We start from the raw sequence: 21,872 nt of genomic DNA, 5'->3' as shown, positions 1-21,872 counted from the left end.
AAGTTCCGGTTGGCGCGCTGTTTCGCAGTTAACTGGTTTAGTTTTAATTAAAAGCAGTCTGCCGTTGTTTAGGTTTGCTAGTGCGGCAAGCCGCGCAAGTTTTGGCGTAGGCTGCTAACAAACAAAGGCATGGCGACGCGTACCGCGCGCTTGCTTTGGGCGTTAGCTGTGGTTAACCTTCACACATTTAAGGAAAATGATGCTTTCTAAGTTTATTAAGTTGGCTTTTGCTCTAGTTATTTTTTTCTCAGTGCCGCTATGCGCTAAAGAGAGTACTGAATTTAAAATTCGAAATACGCATACCCTGAATATAAAATCTGAAGTAAGCGGATTGGAGTATGAACTGTATATTCGCCTGCCTAACGATTACTCAGAAAATAACAAAAAATACCCGCTGGTATTATTAAACGACACAGGTTATTCAGTTGCAGTGGCGAGCGGCATTGTTCATCTGATGGCAGGCCGAGACATCGAGGATGTCATTATTGTAGGGATTTCATATTCCAAAGGGCATAACCCTTTGCTTAGTCGCACAAGAGACTACACACCAACATATGCCCCAAATGAAAAAAGGGGGCATTCGCTCGACGTTCAGAAGTATTCAGGTAAAGCCAGTCAGTACATTAGTTTCATTTCAGATGAGGTTTTACCTCTGATTAGTCAAACATACCGAATCAGACAGGATAAAAAAATATTTGTTGGTCATTCATATGGCGGTTTGCTTGGCGCCAACATCTTGATCACTAATGCCGAACTATTTGACTACTACATCTTAGGTAGTCCATCGTTCTGGTATGACAACAAAGCGATGTTTCGGCTGGAAAGTGACTTTGCAAAAAATAATAAGGCCATGAAAGCAAGTGTATTCATGTACATCGGTAGTGAAGAAGGTAGTATGGTAGAGGAAATGCATGCATTCGAGAATCAGTTAAAATCACGAGATTATCAAGGCTTAAGCATCCAATCCAAAATATTGTCAGGATTGACTCATCAAAGCGCCTTTGCGGTGTTACTAACGGATGGTCTTCAAAAAGCTATTCCAAAACAAAGCAAAGGCAGCTAACAAAAAAATTTTATCGCCAGCAAACAGCGCTGGCTGCGACGTCAACCCGCTGCGCGGCTTTCCGCGCTAAATTTGGGCGTTAGGCATTCACGGAGGAAAGATGCATTCTGTTAGTAATAAATATCTTCTGGCTGCGGCGATATGTTGTTTCGCTGCTGCATTTGCTCATCTGGGCTGTATTGTATTCGGGGGCGATTGGTATCGTTTCTTTGGTGCAGGCGAACAGATGGCTCGGATGGCAGAGCAAGAGCTTTGGTATCCGACAATTGTAACCTCTGTCATTGTCATGGTGCTTTTGGTTTGGGCGCTTTATGGCCTTTCGGGCGCGGGCGTAATTAAACGTTTACCACTGACAAAACTAGCGCTAATCCTCATTACTGGTATCTTTTTACTTCGTGGAGTTTCCTTCGTCGGGTTAATGCCAATGTTCCCAGAAAACAGCCTGACATTTTGGTTAATTAGTTCTGGTATATGTTTGTTTATTGGCGGTCTGTTTGCTCTAGGTTCTTGGCAGCAGTGGTCAGTTTTAGGTGTGAAAAATGCCTAACAATACGCATCACTCGCTCCCGTTGGTCGCTGGGACGCCAACCCGCTGTGCGGCTCGTCGCCCGTGTGCTTTGCGTTAGTGGCTATTCAAGTACAGAGTTTTAACAATACACAAGGAGATAAGATGGAATTTGAGTGGGATGAATCCAAGAGACAAACGACGCTTTTCGAACGAGGTATCGACTTTATCGATGCCGCTTTAATTTGGGATGACCCTTTACGCCAAGTAAGGGAGGATAACCGGAAGGACTACGGGGAGCAACGATATCAGACTATTGGCCGCGGGTCGCTAGGCATCTTGTTCGTTGTATATACAGTGCGGGTGTATTCCGAAGGTAAACACGTAAACAGAATTATCTCAGTACGCCGCGCTAAGAAAAAAGACATTCAGCAATATGAAACGAGGACTTTTTCCGAGGGATTAAAAAATGCCTGAACAGACAACACGATTAACATTGCAGCAAATTCGAAAGCTTAAAAGTCTATCTGATGCAAAGAAATTCAACGAAACCACAGAAGAAGAAATTGATAAGCAAATTGCTGAAGATCCAGATCTTTACCAGCTAACGGATGAAGAACTAAAGCAATTTGAACTAGTTAGGAGAAAATAATGAAAAAGGTTGCAGGAAAGACACGCGCGACATTAGAAGAGTTGCGTAAGATGAAGGGAAAATCGAACTTCGCATTGTTGTATAAACAGCAGAAAGAAGAAAAATCAAAGCCCAAGTCTGAGGACTGAAAGGCCACTAACAATCGCCATCAAAAACGCGCCCTTTGGGCGCTCGACTCGCAACAAGTTGCTCGCGTTTGTGGCGGGCGTTATACGTAAAGGAGATAATTAATACTTGGAGAGTTTTCTTCCCTTAATATTTATTTCTGTACTTCTTTTTATTCAAATTAAGATTGTGTGTAAAAACTGTGGGCGCGGTTCTTTGCTAGCAAAAAGGCGCTTGATACCCTCCCTAGTTCACAGGAGTGGAGTAAGCTCTCATGATTGGCTCCATGGCTCTACTATATGGCCTAACTAATTTATCAAACCTCGTTCCGTCCACAAAAAAAACGTGGGTTTCACTGGATGCGAGCCGTTTATAAATGTGTTAGGTAAACCGAGAGTATGGCGTTTTTTCTAATTATTATTTATATCTATTTGGTTTGGGGAGTAGTGTTTTGACTTCAAAGACAGTTATATTATCTCTCAGTTCATCAGCAATTATTTTTGCTTTTAGCAGCAATGAAAGTTTATAACAAATCTCGTCATTAGATGCCTGCTGTGCCTGTGGGGCGCACAAGTTAGCGCGTATGCGCGGGGCTTTATGTGTTATTTAAACTTGGATGTTAAATTTAATGAAAGATGATCAATTTAAAGCATGGGAAAAAACACGAACAAAAGGAAAACTAAAATTTGTTCTAGTTACTGGTGTCTTGTTATGGGGCTTACCAATGTTGATATTTATGGCTTTTATAAACAAGCCATTTACAGATGGTTTTACGTCAAAGAGCGCCATAACTCATTGTATAGTTTGGCTATTAGCGGGAGTAGTTTATGGCTTGCTAACTTGGCACTATAGCGAACGAAAGTATAAAAAAAATTTAGCTAATCGTAGTAACATATAATAAATATTTCAAAGGGTTTGATGTAGTGCTGAAAGAAGAGGGGACCCAGTTGTTTCTTATAGTAAATGAATTATAACAAAATGCTTTACTCCAGGGCCGACAGTTTTTCTGGTAAGGATAGCTTGGCAATAGTTGTAGTTAACTGCGCTAGCCAGATAGCACGCCCAGATAGCATAGGGGTGCTATCTTAGGCGTTAGATACTGCTATATTAATAAAGCTTAATTGAAAAAAGTAGAAAAGTTGTCAAAGCCAAGATTATATAGCTTAAAAATGCCAATCTATTATGGCTTTAGTTGCTTTAGGCAACTGAGGGTTGTGAGGCTGTAGCTTTATCTATTAGTTGGCGGACTCTTTCGTGAGTTTTACCTAAAGCGTCGGCTAGCTCTTCGCATAAGTATTCTAAGCCGCGATTTAAATGCTTGCGATCAGTTGCGCTAAGTGGGTTCTGTTCTTGCATAACAGTTAAGCCTTTTACGACTTCAGCGTAGCCAAAGGGGTCACCCTTTTCTATAGCGGCTTGGTTAGCTGTTGCTCTAACTTTCCATTGTTCGCTAACTTTACCTTGCCAGTTTTGTAAGTGGCTAATAATTTTTCTGGCCTCTTTGGCGCTTATAATATTGCGAATAGAACTTGGCATGTCGTTAGCGCGAACTAACCAAGTGAGGTCGTTGCGTTCGAAGTAGAGTTTGACAAACTTGGCTTTGCTGTCACCAGAAAAGCTTTTTTTACCAATAAACTTTACGATACCGATACCATGACCGGGATGATAAATACGATCACCTTTATTAATAGTAATAATACTCTCCTTGTTCTAGAAATATAATCACAGATTAAAATAATAACACAATCAATATGTTACACTATATCATTGCAAAATGCAAGTTGGGCTAATTTAAGGGGCATTAAGGTCTTATTAATTGTTGTTTTTTTGTGGCATAGTGGTTATGTATTTAAGCTTAAGCTTGCTGTCGGTAAAAATTACTTAATGGTAGTAACAGCTACTGATATTAAAAGTATTAATTATAGTTTATATTTTCTTCTTGGCTTAATGCATTGATTTTAAAAGCCTTTATTTGTTGGCCTGTAATTTGCTTTAAGTTATAGGGCAGGCAGTATACTGGGATTTTGCAGTTGTACTGCTAATCTTAAGTTTTAAGGAGGTATATTATGGCTAATTCAACTAAGAATAAAACAGATGTAAATGAGTTTGGCTCACCTTTAACTGAAAAAGCGGCAGCAGCGGCACATCATGCTGTTGATGCAATGTCGACTAAAGCGGCAAACGCAGAAGAGACCATTCGTAAAACAGCGTCTGAATCAAGTGAAGCTTGGCATCAGCGGCAAGAGCAGTTGCAGCAGCAATTAGAAAGTGGTTACCAGCGCACTCGTACTTTTGCCTCTGAAAACCCAGTAGCTGCGGCAGGTATTGCTTTTGCCGCTGGTGTGTTACTTACTGCACTTTTACGTCGCGGTAAGTAGTTAATGTCAGAGCAAGACACTCAGCAAGGGGCAGAGCCGTTTGCTTCAGAAGCAGCTAAGCCTGCGGATAAAGCAAAAGGTTCTGGTATAGAAAAGACCTTGGATGATATTGCTGAAATTGCTGCGCTAGCCAGTTCAGTGGCGCAGCAATATAAGGTGCAAACAGATTTAGTTAAACAGCAAGCAAAAGCAGAGTGGGTGCTATCGGTACGAAGTTTAACCTTAGCGACAGCCATATTAGTGTGCTTTGGAGCAGGCCTTATTATGTTATGGGGAAGCATCTTAGCCTTAATAGGTATGGCTATGTTTCAGTTGTTAAATTCTGTTTTAGCCGCTGTGGCTATATTAATTGTACTGCAAGTCTTAGCCTTAATCTGGTGCTGGCGCAGTATGCGCTACTTATTTAAGCAAGTAGGCTTAAAACAGACATTAAATCAGCTAAGTCAGTTATTTAGCACTAACCAGTTTACAAAGCAAAATACAGACACTGCTAAATCTGACTAGGGTAAAACTTATAATAGTTTGCGGAGAAAGTAATGTTAATTGCCAACTTAATAAAAAAACAGCAGCAAAGAGTTGCCAATAATGCTTTACAGTGGCAACAGCAACAGAAGCTTTTACAGGCTGAAAAGTGGCTATTAAAGCAGCGTAGTTTGCAGTTTTTAGGTTCAACTCCAGGTTTAGTGCTAAGTTTTGCTGCAGGGGCATTAATGCAAATGCGGCATAATAGTATAGTAAAAACGGTTCGTAGTACTTTAGGTTTTAGTTGGCTAAGGCAGTTTTTGTAATGTGGCTAATTCGTTGCAGCATCTTTGCTTTACTTATGCTGGTGATTAACAGTAGCTATGCTAATACTCAGTATAGCCGTGAGCATTGCCAGCGTTTAAATCAGCAACGTAAAGATATTCAGAAAAAATTGCGCCAGCCCTACACAGCTAAACAAGGCGAAAAGTTACAAGCGGAAGAAAAGGCCTTGCTACGTATTTTGCGAGCACATTGCAAAAAACCAAGCTAAATCGATAGCCATCTGTCAAACCCTCCCATCTTATTCTCAACTTCAAAACTTAATTGATAACAAATAACTGTAAATAATCTTATATTTTTAGTCATAAAAAGCTTGCTTTAATGCTATGTGACACATAGTATGTGTTGTATAGTGTGTGGTGCACAGTATGAGTGAGCTTGCTTGGAGTCAAAATGACAGCTGCAAAATTAGATAAAATGCGTTTAGAGCTACGTCGTGGTGTTTTAGTGTTGGCGGTTTTAGCCTCGTTAAAGCAACCGCATTATGGCTACTCACTGCGAAAGCAACTACAAGACGGTGGCGTTGATATAGATGAAGGTACCTTATATCCGCTGATCCGCCGTTTGGCCGAGCAAGCATTGCTTACCAGTGAGTGGCGACAAGGTGAAGGGCGTGAACGCCGTTATTATCAGTTATCTGAGCTAGGCAGCCAGCTGTTAGCGCAACTTACTGATGAATGGCAAAATCTTAATAACGCAATAGGTAAATTGTTATTAGCTAACAGTGGGGAGATAGAATAATGGATTTAGTTAAACGTTATGTGGCGGCCGTGCAGCGCGAACTGCCAGACAATAAGCGTGAAGAAATTGGCCGCGAATTAGAAGCTAATATTATGGACCAGCTAGATGCACAAGCAGAGCAAAACGGGCCATTAACTGATAGTGCTATTGCTTTGGTGTTAAAAGCTATGGGGCACCCGAGCCAAGTTGCACAGCAGTTTGCGCCTATAGCACCGTTAATTGCTAGCGCTAACATACAAATTTATCGTTATACATTGTATATGGTGTTGGGTATTTTGTTGGTATTGCAAGTGTTTGATAGCACGGCCAACTGGCTACAACACGACTTTGGTTTGCTGCTGTTCCTAAAAAGCATATTAAGCGGCTTTATTAACAATGCGTGTTTTGCTTTTACCGCTATAACGCTAAGTTTTATCGTCATATCCAGAGCTAAACCACAGTATTTACAACAGGCTAAAGAATGGCAGGTAGAGCAGCTACCTTCGTTGCAGGCTAGCAAACAGCATATTTCACTGCAAGATATTGTTACCGATTTAATAACCGATACTTTTTTACTGGCAGTTATTAGCTATTTGCTACTGTTGTCACCAGACGACTTGGCCGGTAAAACGGTATGGCTAACAGCACACACACAACAGGTGTTGCTAATGGGCTTACCGCTATTAGTTGTGGGTATATTGCTTAGTTTATGGCAGCTAAGTGCTAGGCAATGGAACAAGGGCATGCAACTGCTGAATATTGTGCTGAATATCGGTTTTGTAGTAATAATGCTGTATTTAGCTTTCAACGGCCCACTATTACAAATTGACCAGCAGAATTGGCCAAATATCTATGGCTGGGAAAGATTACAGCACGCTGCTATATGGGCATTACTTATTGGCGCTTGTTGGCCAGCTTACGAAGTAATACGCGACGTAATACGATTACGCCGCCGCTAAAAAATGCACTAAGGCTATAAACACTGGCCGCTATAGGCGGCCACTGTTTATTAAGCCAATAATTAAACCGGCAAAGCCAGCGCCTAAACCAAATAAGATGCCAAATACACACCAAAATAAATTTTTACGGTAATGGCTTATGCCTTTGGCCCGTTGTTGTGTTGCTGTTAATTGATACACTTTAGTGGTACTGACCATAAAGCCCGCACATAATATGCTAAAAGCGGTTATAGGCCCCCAAGCACCAGTTGTAAATTCATAAGCTGCAGTTAATAAGAGACCACATAATAAAACCCAGACAACGCTAGCATTACGGACAAAAATTAATTGCTGCTTTTGCTGAGCATTGTTGGCATTTTTAATTGGCTTATGCATACCGCCTATAATAGCGATGACGCCTGCTACAGCGCTAAACATAGCGCCGCCGAATACTAGTAATAGTTTGCTAATACCACTAGCCTGACTGCTGGCTGCACTGACAGAGGCTGCCGCTAAAGGAGGGCTGGCTAGGGTTAGCGAGCTACAAATAGCGCTAGTTAAGCCTAGGCCTGGTGCCGTGCTAAGAATAAGCTTGCCATATTTTGCCAGTAACTGCTCTTTTAATAATTGGCGTACCCGCTGCAGCTTTTTACGTACATTACTCTCGCTTAAACCTAAGAGCGCAGCAACTTGTTGGCTATTTTGCTCTTCACGGTAAAAGAGTATAACAATTTCCCGGCTATCTTCAGGCAACTGGTTAATAAAGTTAGCCATAATTTTGTTTTGCTGCTCTTTGACCAGTTGGTCTCCCAGTTCGTCGTTTAGCATAAAGCTTGACTCAGTGTTGGTGGTAAATTCTGCCAGTAAAGTATCTGCAGCTTGACCTTTTATGCTGATATTAGCTTTGTTATCTCTTAGGTAATTATAAGCGCGATAACGGGTGATTTGTCTGGTCCATGGTAAGAAACTAGCTGGATTTTGCAGTGTTTTTAATTGCTGCCAAATATGAATAAATACTTGTTGAGTAATATCCTCACTGGCATCCAAGTCTTTAACAATAGCAAGCGCAATACTACTAACACTGCGTTGACAGTATGCAACTAAACGCTCATAAGCCTTTATATCACCATGTTGTGCTGCTGAAACATCAGGGATAAGTTGTTGTTCGGTCATTGAAATACTCATAATTTACTCCTGAAGTGCAGTTATTATTTGCTGATTTAACCAGTCTGGCTGATCTAGCATAATAAAATGCCGAGATTCTTGATTAAACACTAATTTTGCATTGGTAATAGTAGCTATTTGTTGTTGATATAAAGCCCTAGCTGCATTTTGTTGCTCTTGAGTTTGTAAAGCACCGCTGGCCCCTAATAGCAGTACCTTACTTTGAATTTTATGCACTTCAGGTCGCAAATCTGTTGTTAGCAATTCATACAAGGCTTGTCCGACACTAGCGGCATCAGACGCAATTGCCATTTTTAATACTTGTTGCTGATGAGCTTCACTTTTGGCATGAATAAACAAACCTTGCGAGGTGACGGCTGTTAATTGCTCTTTGTTCATTTGTTGATATTGCTGGCGCACATAATCAGCTTGTTGTTGCATCATAGCTGCACTGGTATCCACATTTTGAGTGAAAATAGGGGCAAGAAAAGGTAAGCCGTCTACAGCGATAATAGTACCAATTTTATCTGGTGCTGTGCTGGCTAAGCTAAATGCCATAAAGGCACCTAAACTATGGCCTATAACTGCTGGTTGCTCAAGATGCTGCTGCTCAATGTAGGCTAGTAGTTCTTGTTTAACCTTTGGCAGCAATTCACCTGTGATAGGTGGATTGCCAGCAAATCCCGCAATATTGATTAAGTGCAGTTGGTACTTAGTTGCCAGTAGTTGTGCGGTAGGACGCCAGACCTCGGTATTAGACATTAAGCCTGGGATCATAATTACAGGCCGGCCTTGGCCTATAATCTCAACACTAAAGCTGTTAGCTGTTGCCGCATTTACCTTGGCTGTTAGCGTACCAATAAAAATACAGAGGCAAAGGCTAAATAGACTTAATAATTGGGTGGATATTCTCATTATTGTTCCTTAGTTTTGAAAGCGTTCATAACTAAGTACCGCCAACTATGTGTACTGTGACAAAAATTATTAAGGTGTAACAGTAAACTTGGTTAAGCCAATGAGTTGCTCGGACTCTGTTACTACTTTAACTTGCCATTGCCCCACTGCATTTTTGGGGAAGTTTAGCTTATGAGTCCAAGCTCTGTAACCTTGTTCTCGGCCACCACTAATATCTAGAGTGATGCGGTCAACTTCTTTATTATTTAGTAGCCAGACATGAAATATTTTTTCATTTAAACCGCGAGGAGCTTTAACGGCTGTCCAGCTATATAAGCCTTGATGATGTAAAGTATAGGCTTCTAGCTCTTTAATACTAACGCCGGGTTTACGTTGTTCTAAATCTACTTGGTGTGACAAGGTTATACCGGTTAAGCGTAAAGCAGCTGGCGGCACCCAGCTGGGTACTAACCATAAGCCGCCACTAAATATACAAAGCATAAACACCAGTAAGGGCAGACGCCACCAATGGCCATTTATAACTAACTGACCCAAACTGGGAATAGTTAATGCTACTGCAGTAATTAAAGCCGTGGCTAAACTTTGGCTTGTAGTAAGGTTGAGTAAAATAGGTAAAATAACCAGTAATACCACAAATAAAGCAAAGGCATGGAATAGCACAAAAAGGGTGCGGTTTGGCGCCAACTTTTTATAATAAAGAGGATCAATTAAGGAAATAACTGCACACAGCATAATTAATACTGTGAAAACGGCCTGCGGATGATCCCAACTTGTTACAGCAAGAAAGAAAGGTAAAGCAAAAAATAGGCATTCTTGATGCACCATCTGTAAGGCAAAGCGCATAATATTAGGCGATAAAGCCACACCAAAGCGTTGCTCCACTCGGTCGCGTAACCAATTATCAATTAGTAACCATAACCAACTAAGTAGTAAAAATAAGGCAATAAACTGGGCGAGTGACTCTTTGCGTTCAACTAACACATAACTAGCTAAGCCAGAGCTAAAGGCTAGAGCTGCCATTAAGCCTGGCCGATTTTGCATTAAATATGTAAATTGATTAATTAGACTTTTAACATGCTTCATTAAGCAACCAAACTCCGCTTAAGGGTGTTGAACAATAGCTGTATCTGGCTAATTGTATAGTAGAAATCACTTTGCTGATATTTTTGCTTAAATAAAGTAAGGCCTAGCAAGAAACTAAGCTAGCACTTGTTACTGCAATTAGAATATGTTCAGATCGTGCATTAGACAATAAGGATAACAATGGCAATAGAGATAACAAAAGATATTCAGTTAGCCGATAGTGAAATAGAGTGGCAGTTTGTTCGTGCCTCAGGCGCAGGAGGACAGCATGTAAATAAGGTTTCTACTGCTGTGGTATTAATTTTTGATATAAATGCCTCTTCATTACCCGAATTTTATAAACAACGGTTATTAGCCTTTACTGATCATAGAATTAGTAAAAGTGGCAAAGTCATTATAAAAAGCCAGCAAACACGCAGCCAAGAAATGAACCGAGAAGTCGCATTAACCCAATTTATAGCGTTAATTAATGCGGCAACTGTAGTGGTAAAAAAACGTATTGCCACTAAGGCAAGTTATGGCAGTAAACAACGTCGGTTAGCTAGCAAAAAGCAAAGAGGCGCAACCAAAGCGCTGCGCCAAAATAAACCCGACTTTTAATCTGATCTTGATAACTTATCAGCTTAAAGCATTCTAGCGCGAACCGATTTGGTTTTAATTTTGCGCTGCTGAATTAACTGTAAAGCGAGTTTAACCGCCGAGCGTTTTACAGCAACAAAGCTCCACATATCATGTAGCTGAATTTTACCTAAATCATCGTTAGTTAATTGCTTAGTTGCTGTTAACGCACCAACAATATCACCAGCGCGGATCTTATGCTTTTTACCAGCATCGAGTTGCAATGTTGCCATTAATGGCACAGCAGGTTGCAGTTGATTATCTGGCTCAGGTAGTTCTTTAGCTGCAATGGTAATGCCTAAATTATCTTCAATAGGTAGTAATTTAGCAGCGTCACTTGCTGTGAACAAACTTAACGCCATACCTTTTTGTCCAGCACGACCAGTGCGGCCAATGCGGTGAATATGGGTGTCAGCATCGTGGGCCAGTTGGTAATTAAAAATAGCATCTACGTTATCGATATCTAAACCACGGGCTGCGACATCGGTAGCGACTAAGATACAGGCGCTGCCATTGGCAAATTGCACTAGAGTTTGATCGCGATCTTTTTGTTCCATATCGCCATGCAGTGCTAAAACGCTAAAGCCATATTGTTGCAGGGCATCGGCCACGTCTTGAGTTTCACGCTTAGTATTACAAAAAACAATGCTACTTTGCCCCTGGTAGTGCAGTAATAAATTATATAGAGCTTTTAACCGGCTACGTTGATCGTTAACTTGAAAAAACTGCTGGCTAATACTGCTGTTATCATGTTGATGGGCAATAGTAATTTCAACTGGTTTATGGAGTAAACGTTGGCTAAGTTGAGCAATGGCTGTTGGGTAAGTTGCACTAAATAATAAGGTTTGCCGCGGCGTTGGCGCTTTACTAATTACTAAGTCTAAGTCTGCTTGAAAGCCCATCTCTAACATACGATCGGCTTCATCTAACACTAAAGTCGTTAAATCTTTAAGACTTAAGCGGCCTTTTTCTAAGTGATCAATTACGCGCCCTGGGGTGCCAACAATAATGTGGGCGCCGTGCTCTAATGAGCCTATTTGCGGGCCTATTGGCACGCCGCCACATAAGGTAAGAATTTTAATATTATGAATATTGCGGGCTAACTTACGTAATTCAGCAGCAACTTGGTCTGCTAACTCACGGGTAGGGCACAGCACTAGGCTTTGCACACGAAAATACTTTACATCTAATTTAGCTAAAATGCCTAAACCAAAGGTAGCGGTTTTACCTGAGCCGGTTTTTGCTTTGGCAATAACATCTTTACCCGCTAATACAGCAGGTAAGGCTTCGGCTTGGATCTCGGTCATTTTGTTGTAACCCAGATCGGTTAAATTAGTCAATAAAGCGCTAGGTAAGTTTAAGGTTGAAAATGCTTGTTGGGTCATGCTTGGCTCCGCATAAATAAGTACTGCAGGCAGCTGCCAGCAAAGGGGCGGCATTGTAGCAGAACTTTAGAGGTTTGCATTAATGATGCGCTGTTTTATTCAACACTAAAATATAATAGTTATAGCAAAAGTTAACTTTAGACGATTTATAGAGTCATTATAATTTAGATTTTGTAGCAGACTTTTCATTATCCATCAAACTGGGCTCTGCTTTATCTAATTTTGCTGTTGTAGCTAAGCTAATGACTTTTTCATCAGCTGTTGGCAGCGTTTCGCCAAAGAAGCTGCCGCCGCGTTCTATACATAGATCATCAGTATGCATAGAACCATGTGCTTTACCATTAGACAGGATATCTACTGTATTAGCGTAACAATCACCTTCAAACAACCCATTAATAACTACTTTATCAGCAGTTATTTCGCCTTTAACGCGGCCACTTGCACTGATAGTGAGTGTTTTATCACTAACAATTTTACCCTCAATAAATCCATCAATATGTAGATCACAGGTTAATCTGATATTGCCGTTAACTGTACATCCTTGAGCGATGATAGTTGGAGTTGACTGCTGGCCTTTGTTTGCAGCATGCTTACTAAAGAATCCCATTTAATACTCCGTTCTTGTTCAAATACGAGATCGAAATTACTCGCATCCCAATCCATAAAACTTTGTGGATTAAGCGCTCGATCAAGAAAATGTATTTCATAATGTAAATGTGGGGCTGTAGATAGCCCTGTATTACCCGAGGTAGCAATTAGTTGGCCTTTATGAACAAAGGTACCACTCTTAACTTTAAAGTCATCTAAATGAGCATATAAAGAAGAAAACCCAAAAGCATGGCGAACTTTAAGTAGGTTACCATAGCCGCTTTTACTGGCTCTTACAACTTCAACAACACCGTCGGCAGGGGCATAAATAGGTGTTCCGCGCTTAGCTGATAAATCAACACCCTTATGGTGCTGCTGCTTACCTACAATAGGATGATGGCGTTTGCCAAAACGAGAAGAGCGGCGCTGAAAATCTAGCGGCGAGCCATTAGGCACTAATTGCAGCATAGCTTGGCGTGCGGTTGAGTTAACAGAAGCGGTGTCTAATCTAGTTTCTAAATTTTGGGGAAACTGCAGTTCAAGCCCTAGTGCTAATTCAATTTCGCCAACACGATTTACGACTTGCAGCATTTCATCTTTTTTAAGCGCTAACTCTTGAGCCAATTGTTGCTTACTTTGTTGCAAGCTAACAATTTCATTTTTTAAGTTGCTGGCTTGTAAGGCTAATTCTTTACGCTGCAGCTGTGTGTTATCAACGGTACGTAGTAAGTAATCAATGACTCCCGCTGTAATAACTAGGCCAAATAATAGCAGCCAAAGGGCAATAATAGCGTTGCGTTTAAACAAGGTGCTAATATTAAAATGCCGTGTACCACTGATGGTAGAAACAGAAATGATAATACGATCTTTCATCTAATTTGGTTCTGGCTCAATGGTTAAAATATAATTAGTCAGCCAAAATAGGGTGCTTTGTAGTCAGAGTCAAGTATTTTGGCAGTATACTAGTAAGGGCTTACCAACGAGCAAAGTGATTTTCAGCTAAGCCAGGTACCTGATTTAGTATCAGCTCATCACCTTCTTTAGTTATAATTACACCATTGAAAACTCCACAAAACTGGCGAAAATTACTTATCACTAGGCCCAGATTAAGTCGTTCTTGGCGAGCAGTAAAAGGTGTAAAGGTAAGTTGCAGCTTGTTATTAGTGCTATTGAAATACCAATTTGCGTTGTCTTGAAACTTATCAAATTGAATATCTACAGCAGGTAAGTGTTGTATTTGACCATTTAGCCACAATACATTTTCGCTAAAACCTGTTTCGTTTACACCTGAGGCTAGGTTTAAACCAAACTGCCCCTCAGGTAGCTGTGCATTGATGCTGCCCCAGCGCCAACTTGTTTCGCGGCGCATATAACCTGCTGAAAAGTCGTAACCAGCTAAAGCTTGGTTTAAGTCTAAAATTTGATCTTTATAGCTTAAATTACCGCTGATAGTTAAAGCATTATGTTTTTGAGTGTAAGTCCAACCGTTATAGCCAGTAGGGCTACACATAGCTAGGGGTTGTGCGCTAGTTGCACCGTGCAGGCTAATTTTGCCGTTAAACATAGGCCCACTAAGTTCTAGGTGCCAATTATAATTATCTAAGCATATTTTAATCTGCTGCTTGGCTTTAATTGTTGCGCAGCCCTGTACTGGGGACTGACTCATGCTAAGGCCTAAGCTAAATGGCTTAATTATGCTAATTTCATCTAAGATATTTTGTTGTCGTTGGTAAAAATAGCAAAACCCATTGCCAGCATAACGAATATCGGCAATGGCGATACCAATTTGCCAATCAGGATGACTAATACTAATAAATTGAAATTGTTTAAAGTGCAAAAACTTAGCTAATCGAGAGGCAGGCTGGTCCATCACAGTGTGATAAGCAAACTGTTTTAACGCGAGATCGGTTATTGGCGAGTCAAAATAGCCAAAACGTGGCTGACCTTGCGAATTGATAAGTATATTGCTAGCAAGCTGATTAGTCATAGTAAAGCACATATAAATAGCGGTAAGCCATCAAAGCATACTTTGCTGATATCTAGCAAGGAAGTGTAGGGTAAAGCAATCTAGAGAATAGCAAAAATGGCTTAAGCCAATCTCTAGATTGGGTTTTAATTAATGTTCAGCTTGCCCATCAATACCATGGACATGGCCATGTTCTAGCTCGGTTTCGGTCGCATCGCGTACTTGGATAACTTCAACATCAAAAGATAAATCAATACCAGCTAATGGATGATTACCATCAACGATAACTTCGTCGTCAGTCACTTCTAATACGATAACGGATTGCTCTTGGCCTTCAGGGCCTGCAGCACGAAAACGCATGCCAGCTGCTACTTCCATACCTTCGAACATGGTTTTAGGTACAGCTTGGGTTAGGGCATCATGACGTTCGCCATAAGCTTGTGCAGCTGGAATATCTGCTTTAAAGGTATCGCCGCTAGCTTTACCCATTAGTGCTTGCTCTAAACCTGGAATTAATGAGCCGTGGCCAAATAGAAAGACTAAAGGTTCGCCACCTTTAGATGAATCTAATTCGTCACCATTTGGGTTAGTAACGGTATAGTGGATGGCGACAACTTTGTCTTGAGAAATGGTCATGAAAACCTCTGTTTTATAAGGAATAAGGTAACGGTACTATTTGTAACGACGGCGCATTGTCGCTACTTAACCGCAATGAATCTGCCGGCGTTATGTCATTTGGCAGTACCGCTATCAACCATAATTGATTGTTGATATTAGCTGCGTTAACAACCTGGCCGCTCCGGCGCCAGTTTTCATTAAGTTGCAGTTCGATGCTAGTGCCAGCTGCTGGCAATTCATCGGTTTGGGCTTTAAGTATAAAGGCGGCCCTTTTGTTACCACCACGATATTTAAGCCGAGCTACTGTTTCTTGGCCCATATAGCAACCTTTGGTAAAGCTAATAGCATCTATGGCTTGTAAATTGAGCATTTGCGGTACCAGCTGGCCAATTAAACTTTGTTCAAGATAACTAAAACCGCAACGAATATGCTCAGCTAACCATAAGTTTGGTGCAGCTAAGGGCAAGGTTTGTTCCATAAGTTGCTGTGCAGCATTTACTGGCTGCAACATAAGAAAATGCTTATCGGCTAAACGCAGTAACAGCGCCTTATTATGCCGATTTAATTGGCCCACTTCGGGCAAGTCAAAACCTAACTGGCTAATTAAGGTTTTTACTTGTTCACTGTCGCTACCACCAATACCAAAGACAGCATATTGGTCCTGACCTGAACTAAAGGTAACTTTTGAAAAAACACCAAATTTTTGCCATTGTTCGGTTGAGGCTGCTAGCTCGTCTCGAAAGGCAATAACAATTAATGGCGTAGTATCTGTGTCTGTTGCGTTGTCGTTTGTGGCATAACAAATATGAAATTGTGACCACATTTTACCTTTAGCATCACAGTGAGCGCCACGTAAAAAAGTTGTGTCATCCAACCGCTGGATATCACAAGTGGTTTGACTTTGCATATATTTAATTTTGTCGATACCACTAATGTTAAGAGTATCAAAAGCCGGTAAAGGCGCAATAAATGCTTGCTTAGGCTCTGTAGATAGCCCAGCATAATGTTCAGCAGTTAACCATGATGTATGCATAATAAGCTCAGCTAATTTAACCCATATGTTGATAGATAGTATAATCATTGGGGAATACAACTAAAAGCTCAACCCCAAGACTGAAAATTTGTTAGAATCTATGTTTTTGTATCATGCTCATTTAAATCTGAGCCTCGCATAAGGTGATGTATGACAGAATTGATGATTAAACCAAGATTACGCTGGGCATGTCGCCGCGGCATGCTTGAGCTAGATGTATTATTAGCGCCTTTTGTTGAAGATGGTTATGATGCGCTAAGCCTAGAACAAAAACATGACTTTGAGCGCTTACTAGCGGCGGATGATCCGGATCTATTTAGTTGGTTTATGGGACATGGCCAAGCTAAAGATCCTGCTTTACAGGCTTTAGTGGCCGTGATCCTGGATCGTGTCCGAGTATAATATTTGTCTTATCCCCTCAACACTAGCCCGTAGATTATTGTGGCTAGTGTTGCCTTTGCCACTGATTTTATTATTAGCTAACCCCGTAGCAATAAGTGGTTGGTGGGTGGTTGCACCTTTATTACTAGGTTATTATGTTGTCTGGTTGTCTTGTCATCAGAGCCTAAATTCCCAGGTTAAACAATTAGCCACGCTAAATTCTGATGGCGATATATCTTGGTTTGCGCCAAAAAATGCAACAGGCCGATTAAAACAGGGCGGTTTAGTTAGCCAATATGTATTGCGTATTAATTGGTATAGCGATCAGCAGCAAGCGTTATTACAGCAGTGGGTTTTTGCCGATCAATGCCAGCCTGAACAGTTTAGCGCCTTAGCACGGCAGATTAATCAAAGTAATTGGCCAACCAGCCAAGCAACTAACCTTAAGTAGCAACTAACAATGGCTAGTTGCTACTTAAGGAAGATTACTTAGGGGTTAGAATAGTAGGTAAGCTTTCTGCTAATAAGTCAGGATAATCTAAATTGTAGTGTAAGCCACGGCTTTCTTTGCGTTGCATAGCACTATGAATAATCAGTTCTGCTACTTGGACTAAATTTCTTAGTTCTAACAGGTTATGGCTAATATGGAAATTACTATAGTACTCATTAATCTCGCGTTGTAATAATTCTACTCGATGTAAGGCGCGTGCTAAGCGTTTATTCGTTCGTACTATACCTACATAATCCCACATAAATAAACGTAGTTCGTGCCAGTTATGACTAATAACTATTTCTTCGTCTGAATCGCTTACTCGGCTATCATCCCAAGCGGGAACATTGGCTAGCGGCGAAGTTTTATCTAATTGTTGTAAGATATGTTTAGCCGCAGCTTGGGCAAATACTACACACTCTAATAAAGAATTACTGGCCATCCTGTTAGCACCATGTAAGCCGGTGTAAGCCACTTCACCTATGGCATATAAATTGGTTATATCTGTTTGGCCATTTAATGAGGTTAAGACACCGCCGCATGTGTAATGAGCTGCAGGTACAACGGGTATAGGCTGTTGGCTAATATCGATACCAATACTTAAACATTTTGCATAAATAGTCGGGAAGTGTTCAATAATAAACTCTTTAGGTTTATGGCTAATATCTAAGTAAACACAATCTGCGCCTAATCGCTTCATTTCAAAATCAATAGCTCGGGCAACGATATCGCGTGGTGCAAGTTCAGCACGTTGGTCAAAGTCGGGCATAAAGCGACTGCCATCAGGGCGTAATAAATAAGCGCCTTCTCCTCGCATGGCTTCAGTAATTAAAAAGTTTGGCGCATCAGGGTGATATAAACTAGTGGGATGAAATTGATTAAACTCCATATTTGCAATCCGACAACCGGCACGCCATGCCATAGCAATACCATCACCGCTGGCGACATCAGGGTTACTAGTATATAGGTATACTTTACTAGCACCGCCGGTTGCTAAGGCAACAAAGCGTGAGCGAATAAGTTCAACTTTGCCACTGGCAGTGTTTAAGACATAAGCGCCGTAACAGCGTTTTGGGTCTAAGCCAATTTTTTTGCCGTTAATTAAATCAATGGCATTATAGTTTTCGAGTAGTTGAATGTTTTTATGGGCATTAACCTGTTCTACTAAGGTTAATTGCACGGCTTGGCCAGTAGCGTCGGCAGCATGCAAAATACGCCTATGGCTATGGCCGCCTTCACGGGTTAAGTGGTATTTAAGTTTACCGTCATCATCATGATATTGATCAAAAGGCACACCTTGAGCAATAAGCCATTGCATTGCCTTTTTAGCATTGCTGGCAGTAAATTGTACTGCAGCAAGGTCACATAAGCCGGCGCCAGCAACTAAAGTGTCACTAACGTGTGAGTCTATACTGTCATTTTCATCAAAAACAGCCGCTATGCCACCTTGTGCATACAAGGTAGAACCTTCCCGTAAGGGGCCTTTACTTAGCACCAAAACCTTTGCATTTTCAGCTAGTTGTAATGCTAAAGATAAACCTGCAGCACCGCTGCCAATAATTAATACATCACAAAGATATTCTTTTGCTTGCTTCATGCTATACACTTGTTTGCAGTCAAAGTCGGGCTATTGTAGCTTTTTTGGCAAACATATCAGAACTATTTCTTTTATCTATGGTCTATTGCTTCGGAACAACAGCGGCAGTTAGCTCTATAGTCAGTATTACAGGGGAAAAGCTCGAACATGAGCGAGCAAGAATTGGACTGGCAAATTGTCCAGCGTGTACAACAGGGTGATAAAGCCGCGTTTAATTTGTTGGTTACAAAATATCAACACAGAATAGCGAACTTAATATCTCGATATGTCTCTAACCATGGAGACGTTGCCGATGTAGCACAAGAAGCTTTTATTAAAGCCTACCGTGCCATACCCGGTTTTCGTGGAGATAGTGCGTTTTATACATGGCTTTATCGTATAGCAGTTAATAGTGCAAAAAATTATTTGGTGGCTAGAGCGCGTAAACCACCTGGAACAGATATTGATGTTGGTGATGCAGAAGTCTTTGATGGCAGTGATGCTTTAAAAGAACAAGATTCACCAGAAAAGTTATTATTATCTGAAGAGATCCGTTTAGTAGTGTTTAACACTATTGAGCAATTACCTGACGAACTGCGCACTGCAATTACTTTGCGTGAGTTAGAAGGGTTAAGTTACGAAGAAATTGCGGAAGTGATGGCTTGTCCAATTGGTACCGTTCGCAGCCGTATTTTCAGAGCAAGAGAAGCGATTGATACTCAACTTAAGCCATTAATAAGTTAAGCATCAATGCATAACACTGGTCAGCTTGACTAGTAAATATGACAGGAACTAGTATGTCGTCAGAAAATCAGGAATGGCTCTCAGCTGCCAGCGATAATCAGAAGATTGATGAACAACAGCTTGATGTGTTGCTAGAGCAAGCCGAGTTACAACAAAAACTACAGCGCTTTCACGTTGTAGGAGCGGTAATGCGCCAAGAGAAGAGCAGCCCATTACCGGCTAGTTTTGCTGATGATCTTGCAGCTAAGCTAGCAGATGAGCCAGTCTATAATTTACAACAGACTAGCAACTTAGTGACTAAGGTTACGCCAGCATCTAAAGCCGCTAATGGCAGTTGGTTGCAATCTATAGCTCAAGGTGCAATAGCGGCCGGTGTCGCCTTAATGGCTGTTTTTGGCGTTCAGCAATACCAGCAGACGCCAGAGCAAGATACGCTGTCACCTTTACCCGTGTTACAGACTCTACCAGTAGCAGGATTTGCTACGCCGGTAAGTTTAAGTCAAACGACAGTTAATTCTCGTTTTGAGCAACAAGAGCAGCAAGCTATGCTAGAGCAGCAAAAGCGATTACAAGCTTTGTTGAACGCCCATCGCCAGCAAGTACGTAGCATGGAGCAACAGCAGCAGGCTAATAATCAAAAATCAACTAAAGTGGTTGAAAACGAGCAATAATGATGCGAACCCAAGGCTTTTGTTGTGCCATAGTACTGATGTTATTCTCTACTGTGGTACATGCCGAACAAGCTGGTTGGACTTTACTAAATAAAGTACAACATGCTGTAAAAGAATATAACTTTGATGCGTCTTTTGTGGTGCTAAAAGGTAATCAAGTTGACACTTATCGCTGGTTGCATGGTAAGTCAGAACAGCAAGAAATCGAGCACTTAATTCCATTAGATACTAATGGTGTCGACATTTTGCGCCGTAACGGCTCTGTTTACTATTTGCTGAGTGACAGGCCAGCTTTTGTATTAGCTGGCCATAATATTGCTGAATTACCCGCAGTATTATTTGAACCTAGATCTAAATTAGAGCAGTTATATAATGCAGTGCCGGGTAGTAGTTCTGTTATGTCTGGTCGCAGTGCACAGTTATTACGTCTGACAGCAAAGCTACCTAGTCGCTACCATTATTGGTTATGGTTAGACGATGAAACGGGTTTTCCACTGCGTATTGATACCTTATCAGAGCAGCAGGCACCGCTTGAGCGCTGGTTGATTACCCATATGCAGCTTAGCCCAGAGTTTCCAGAGAACTTGCAAGCTTTACTGGAGGCTGACTTGCCGGCGCCTGTCGCTGGTGAGGTAAAACCAATGCCTGTAGTAAAACAGCAATTAACCTGGCTGCCTGATGCTTATCAAATTATTAGTCAGCCGGCGTCTATTCCGCAACTAGAGTCACATCTGCAAAGTTATTGGCTGTTAACGGATGGGCTGCACCAAGTATCAGTATTTGTTCAACCTAGCCAAGGCTTACCCACTCAAGCATATCGTGATGGTGCGACAACAATTTTTGTTCAAAGCGCAGCTGGACTTGAAGTGACAGTAATAGGCCCTATTAGTATTGATATTGCACGACAATTAGCCGCAGGGGTTAAGTAATGGTAGAGCAACTTGCTAGTGTGGTAGCAACAGAAACTAATGGTGTCTGGTTAACGACAACACCGGTGACGAGTTGTAATGCTTGTAATGTAAGTGACGAATGCGGCACTGGTATAGTGGCGAAAACACTGACCCCTAGGCAGCACCGCTTTTTTGTTACAACTGAATTAAGATTATTGCCGGGCGAGCAAGTTAAAATAGCCGTATCAGAGCAAAATTTAGTCCAAGCCGCTTTAATGGTCTATTTTCTGCCCTTAGTGCTAATGTTGATAGCATCTTTAGTGGCAAGCCATAGTTTACAATTAGCCGAAGGCTGGGTAATGTTAGCTGCGCTGTTTGGTGCCAGTCTAGGCTTCTTATTCGCTAGGCGATTTGGCCAATGGCAACAACAAAAATCAGAGCAGATCCACATATTGCAAATTTTACCCCAACTTGCCCTTCAGCAGACTTAATCGGTTATTAATCACTAATAATTAGCCATTAGTTAGTAGTTGATATTTAATAACACATAGCAAGGCGCAGCGGGATAGAGTACAATTCGGCCTA

At 41.2% G+C, this 21,872-nt stretch carries 30 protein-coding genes; 19 read left to right on the top strand and 11 right to left on the bottom strand.

The window, feature by feature from the left end:
* Positions 1 to 196 precede the first annotated feature (196 nt).
* The 6 genes from RDV63_RS11825 (at position 197) to RDV63_RS11800 (ending at position 3,223) form a co-directional block, all read left to right on the top strand.
* Positions 197 to 1,063: an alpha/beta hydrolase gene (locus tag RDV63_RS11825; protein ID WP_313909697.1), complete on the top strand. Its 867-nt coding sequence runs from the start codon at positions 197 to 199 to the stop codon at positions 1,061 to 1,063.
* Positions 1,064 to 1,163: 100 nt separating this feature from the next.
* Entirely contained in the window at positions 1,164 to 1,610 is a 447-nt protein-coding gene (locus tag RDV63_RS11820; protein WP_313909696.1) for a hypothetical protein, read from the top strand.
* Between the two features lie 123 nt (positions 1,611 to 1,733).
* Entirely contained in the window at positions 1,734 to 2,045 is a 312-nt protein-coding gene (locus RDV63_RS11815; RefSeq protein ID WP_313909695.1) for a BrnT family toxin, read from the top strand.
* A complete protein-coding gene (locus RDV63_RS11810) occupies positions 2,038 to 2,220 on the top strand; it encodes a hypothetical protein (RefSeq protein WP_313909694.1) in 183 nt (60 codons plus the stop codon). The genes RDV63_RS11815 and RDV63_RS11810 overlap by 8 nt, the downstream gene beginning before the upstream one ends.
* Positions 2,220 to 2,348: a hypothetical protein gene (locus RDV63_RS11805; RefSeq protein WP_313909693.1), complete on the top strand. Its 129-nt coding sequence runs from the start codon at positions 2,220 to 2,222 to the stop codon at positions 2,346 to 2,348. Before RDV63_RS11810 ends, RDV63_RS11805 begins: the two co-directional genes overlap by 1 nt.
* 605 nt (positions 2,349 to 2,953) lie before the next feature.
* Entirely contained in the window at positions 2,954 to 3,223 is a 270-nt protein-coding gene (locus RDV63_RS11800; RefSeq protein WP_313909692.1) for a hypothetical protein, read from the top strand.
* A 299-nt stretch (positions 3,224 to 3,522) separates the two neighbouring features.
* Here RDV63_RS11800 and RDV63_RS11795 read toward each other — a convergent pair whose 3' ends face one another.
* Positions 3,523 to 3,861: a CarD family transcriptional regulator gene (locus tag RDV63_RS11795; protein WP_409934834.1), complete on the bottom strand. Its 339-nt coding sequence runs from the start codon at positions 3,859 to 3,861 to the stop codon at positions 3,523 to 3,525.
* Positions 3,862 to 4,391: 530 nt separating this feature from the next.
* On the opposite strand from RDV63_RS11795, the gene RDV63_RS11790 reads away from it, so the two are divergent.
* The 6 genes from RDV63_RS11790 (at position 4,392) to RDV63_RS11765 (ending at position 7,186) form a co-directional block, all read left to right on the top strand.
* Complete coding sequence (locus tag RDV63_RS11790) at positions 4,392 to 4,703, top strand: DUF883 domain-containing protein (RefSeq protein ID WP_313909691.1); 312 nt, start codon at positions 4,392 to 4,394, stop codon at positions 4,701 to 4,703.
* Between the two features lie 3 nt (positions 4,704 to 4,706).
* The gene (locus RDV63_RS11785) at positions 4,707 to 5,207 is read left to right on the top strand and encodes a hypothetical protein (RefSeq protein ID WP_313909690.1); all 501 of its coding nucleotides are present in this window, start codon (positions 4,707 to 4,709) and stop codon (positions 5,205 to 5,207) included.
* Positions 5,208 to 5,239: 32 nt separating this feature from the next.
* Complete coding sequence (locus RDV63_RS11780; protein WP_313909689.1) at positions 5,240 to 5,491, top strand: hypothetical protein; 252 nt, start codon at positions 5,240 to 5,242, stop codon at positions 5,489 to 5,491.
* Positions 5,491 to 5,718 carry a hypothetical protein gene (locus tag RDV63_RS11775; protein ID WP_313909688.1) on the top strand — a complete coding sequence of 76 codons (228 nt, stop codon included), beginning with the start codon at positions 5,491 to 5,493 and terminating at the stop codon, positions 5,716 to 5,718. The genes RDV63_RS11780 and RDV63_RS11775 overlap by 1 nt, the downstream gene beginning before the upstream one ends.
* 182 nt (positions 5,719 to 5,900) lie before the next feature.
* Entirely contained in the window at positions 5,901 to 6,248 is a 348-nt protein-coding gene (locus tag RDV63_RS11770; RefSeq protein ID WP_313909687.1) for a PadR family transcriptional regulator, read from the top strand.
* Positions 6,248 to 7,186, top strand: a complete 939-nt coding sequence (locus RDV63_RS11765) for an HAAS signaling domain-containing protein (protein ID WP_313909686.1) — start codon at positions 6,248 to 6,250, stop codon at positions 7,184 to 7,186. Before RDV63_RS11770 ends, RDV63_RS11765 begins: the two co-directional genes overlap by 1 nt.
* A 30-nt stretch (positions 7,187 to 7,216) precedes the next feature.
* Here the strand turns inward: RDV63_RS11765 and RDV63_RS11760 are convergent, their stop codons facing one another.
* The 3 genes from RDV63_RS11760 to RDV63_RS11750 form a co-directional block, all read right to left on the bottom strand.
* Positions 7,217 to 8,350 (bottom strand): sigma-70 family RNA polymerase sigma factor, encoded by a 1,134-nt coding sequence (locus RDV63_RS11760; protein ID WP_313909685.1) that lies wholly within the window; start codon positions 8,348 to 8,350, stop codon positions 7,217 to 7,219.
* 3 nt (positions 8,351 to 8,353) lie between these two features.
* A complete protein-coding gene (locus tag RDV63_RS11755; RefSeq protein WP_313909684.1) occupies positions 8,354 to 9,244 on the bottom strand; it encodes an alpha/beta hydrolase in 891 nt (296 codons plus the stop codon).
* 69 nt (positions 9,245 to 9,313) lie between these two features.
* Positions 9,314 to 10,327, bottom strand: coding sequence for a DUF5924 family protein (locus RDV63_RS11750; RefSeq protein ID WP_313909683.1), 1,014 nt, complete (start codon positions 10,325 to 10,327; stop codon positions 9,314 to 9,316).
* Positions 10,328 to 10,507: 180 nt separating this feature from the next.
* On the opposite strand from RDV63_RS11750, the gene arfB reads away from it, so the two are divergent.
* Positions 10,508 to 10,927 (top strand): alternative ribosome rescue aminoacyl-tRNA hydrolase ArfB, encoded by a 420-nt coding sequence (gene arfB, locus RDV63_RS11745; RefSeq protein WP_313909682.1) that lies wholly within the window; start codon positions 10,508 to 10,510, stop codon positions 10,925 to 10,927.
* Positions 10,928 to 10,950: 23 nt separating this feature from the next.
* Here the strand turns inward: arfB and dbpA are convergent, their stop codons facing one another.
* The 6 genes from dbpA to ygfZ form a co-directional block, all read right to left on the bottom strand.
* Positions 10,951 to 12,330 carry an ATP-dependent RNA helicase DbpA gene (gene dbpA / locus RDV63_RS11740; protein ID WP_313909681.1) on the bottom strand — a complete coding sequence of 460 codons (1,380 nt, stop codon included), beginning with the start codon at positions 12,328 to 12,330 and terminating at the stop codon, positions 10,951 to 10,953.
* Positions 12,331 to 12,487: 157 nt separating this feature from the next.
* A complete protein-coding gene (locus RDV63_RS11735; RefSeq protein ID WP_313909680.1) occupies positions 12,488 to 12,937 on the bottom strand; it encodes a polymer-forming cytoskeletal protein in 450 nt (149 codons plus the stop codon).
* Complete coding sequence (locus tag RDV63_RS11730) at positions 12,841 to 13,791, bottom strand: M23 family metallopeptidase (protein WP_313909679.1); 951 nt, start codon at positions 13,789 to 13,791, stop codon at positions 12,841 to 12,843. Before RDV63_RS11730 ends, RDV63_RS11735 begins: the two co-directional genes overlap by 97 nt.
* Positions 13,792 to 13,891: 100 nt before the next feature.
* Positions 13,892 to 14,905 (bottom strand): DUF2804 domain-containing protein, encoded by a 1,014-nt coding sequence (locus RDV63_RS11725; RefSeq protein ID WP_313909678.1) that lies wholly within the window; start codon positions 14,903 to 14,905, stop codon positions 13,892 to 13,894.
* A gap of 129 nt (positions 14,906 to 15,034) precedes the next feature.
* A complete protein-coding gene (locus tag RDV63_RS11720) occupies positions 15,035 to 15,520 on the bottom strand; it encodes a peptidylprolyl isomerase (RefSeq protein WP_313909677.1) in 486 nt (161 codons plus the stop codon).
* A gap of 13 nt (positions 15,521 to 15,533) precedes the next feature.
* Positions 15,534 to 16,535, bottom strand: coding sequence for a tRNA-modifying protein YgfZ (gene ygfZ, locus RDV63_RS11715; protein WP_313909676.1), 1,002 nt, complete (start codon positions 16,533 to 16,535; stop codon positions 15,534 to 15,536).
* A gap of 150 nt (positions 16,536 to 16,685) precedes the next feature.
* On the opposite strand from ygfZ, the gene RDV63_RS11710 reads away from it, so the two are divergent.
* Complete coding sequence (locus RDV63_RS11710) at positions 16,686 to 16,937, top strand: succinate dehydrogenase assembly factor 2 (protein WP_313909675.1); 252 nt, start codon at positions 16,686 to 16,688, stop codon at positions 16,935 to 16,937.
* Between the two features lie 55 nt (positions 16,938 to 16,992).
* Entirely contained in the window at positions 16,993 to 17,367 is a 375-nt protein-coding gene (locus RDV63_RS11705; protein WP_313909674.1) for a protein YgfX, read from the top strand.
* Between the two features lie 34 nt (positions 17,368 to 17,401).
* Here the strand turns inward: RDV63_RS11705 and nadB are convergent, their stop codons facing one another.
* Positions 17,402 to 19,003 (bottom strand): L-aspartate oxidase, encoded by a 1,602-nt coding sequence (gene nadB / locus RDV63_RS11700; RefSeq protein ID WP_313909673.1) that lies wholly within the window; start codon positions 19,001 to 19,003, stop codon positions 17,402 to 17,404.
* Between the two features lie 147 nt (positions 19,004 to 19,150).
* On the opposite strand from nadB, the gene rpoE reads away from it, so the two are divergent.
* Genes rpoE through RDV63_RS11680 form a run of 4 tightly spaced genes read left to right on the top strand, consistent with a single transcriptional unit; the run spans position 19,151 to position 21,778 of the window.
* On the top strand, positions 19,151 to 19,726 hold the full coding sequence (gene rpoE, locus RDV63_RS11695; protein WP_313909672.1) for an RNA polymerase sigma factor RpoE: 576 nt from the start codon (positions 19,151 to 19,153) through the stop codon (positions 19,724 to 19,726).
* 53 nt (positions 19,727 to 19,779) lie between these two features.
* Positions 19,780 to 20,397 (top strand): sigma-E factor negative regulatory protein, encoded by a 618-nt coding sequence (locus RDV63_RS11690; RefSeq protein ID WP_313909671.1) that lies wholly within the window; start codon positions 19,780 to 19,782, stop codon positions 20,395 to 20,397.
* Entirely contained in the window at positions 20,397 to 21,326 is a 930-nt protein-coding gene (locus RDV63_RS11685) for a MucB/RseB C-terminal domain-containing protein (RefSeq protein WP_313909670.1), read from the top strand. Before RDV63_RS11690 ends, RDV63_RS11685 begins: the two co-directional genes overlap by 1 nt.
* The gene (locus RDV63_RS11680; RefSeq protein WP_313909669.1) at positions 21,326 to 21,778 is read left to right on the top strand and encodes a SoxR reducing system RseC family protein; all 453 of its coding nucleotides are present in this window, start codon (positions 21,326 to 21,328) and stop codon (positions 21,776 to 21,778) included. Before RDV63_RS11685 ends, RDV63_RS11680 begins: the two co-directional genes overlap by 1 nt.
* Positions 21,779 to 21,872: the final 94 nt, after the last annotated feature.

This window comes from Rheinheimera sp. MMS21-TC3, from assembly GCF_032229285.1.
Classification (GTDB): domain Bacteria; phylum Pseudomonadota; class Gammaproteobacteria; order Enterobacterales; family Alteromonadaceae; genus Alishewanella.
The sequence above is the reverse complement of the archived record's forward strand: the minus strand, read 5'-3'. Positions and strand labels throughout refer to the sequence as shown.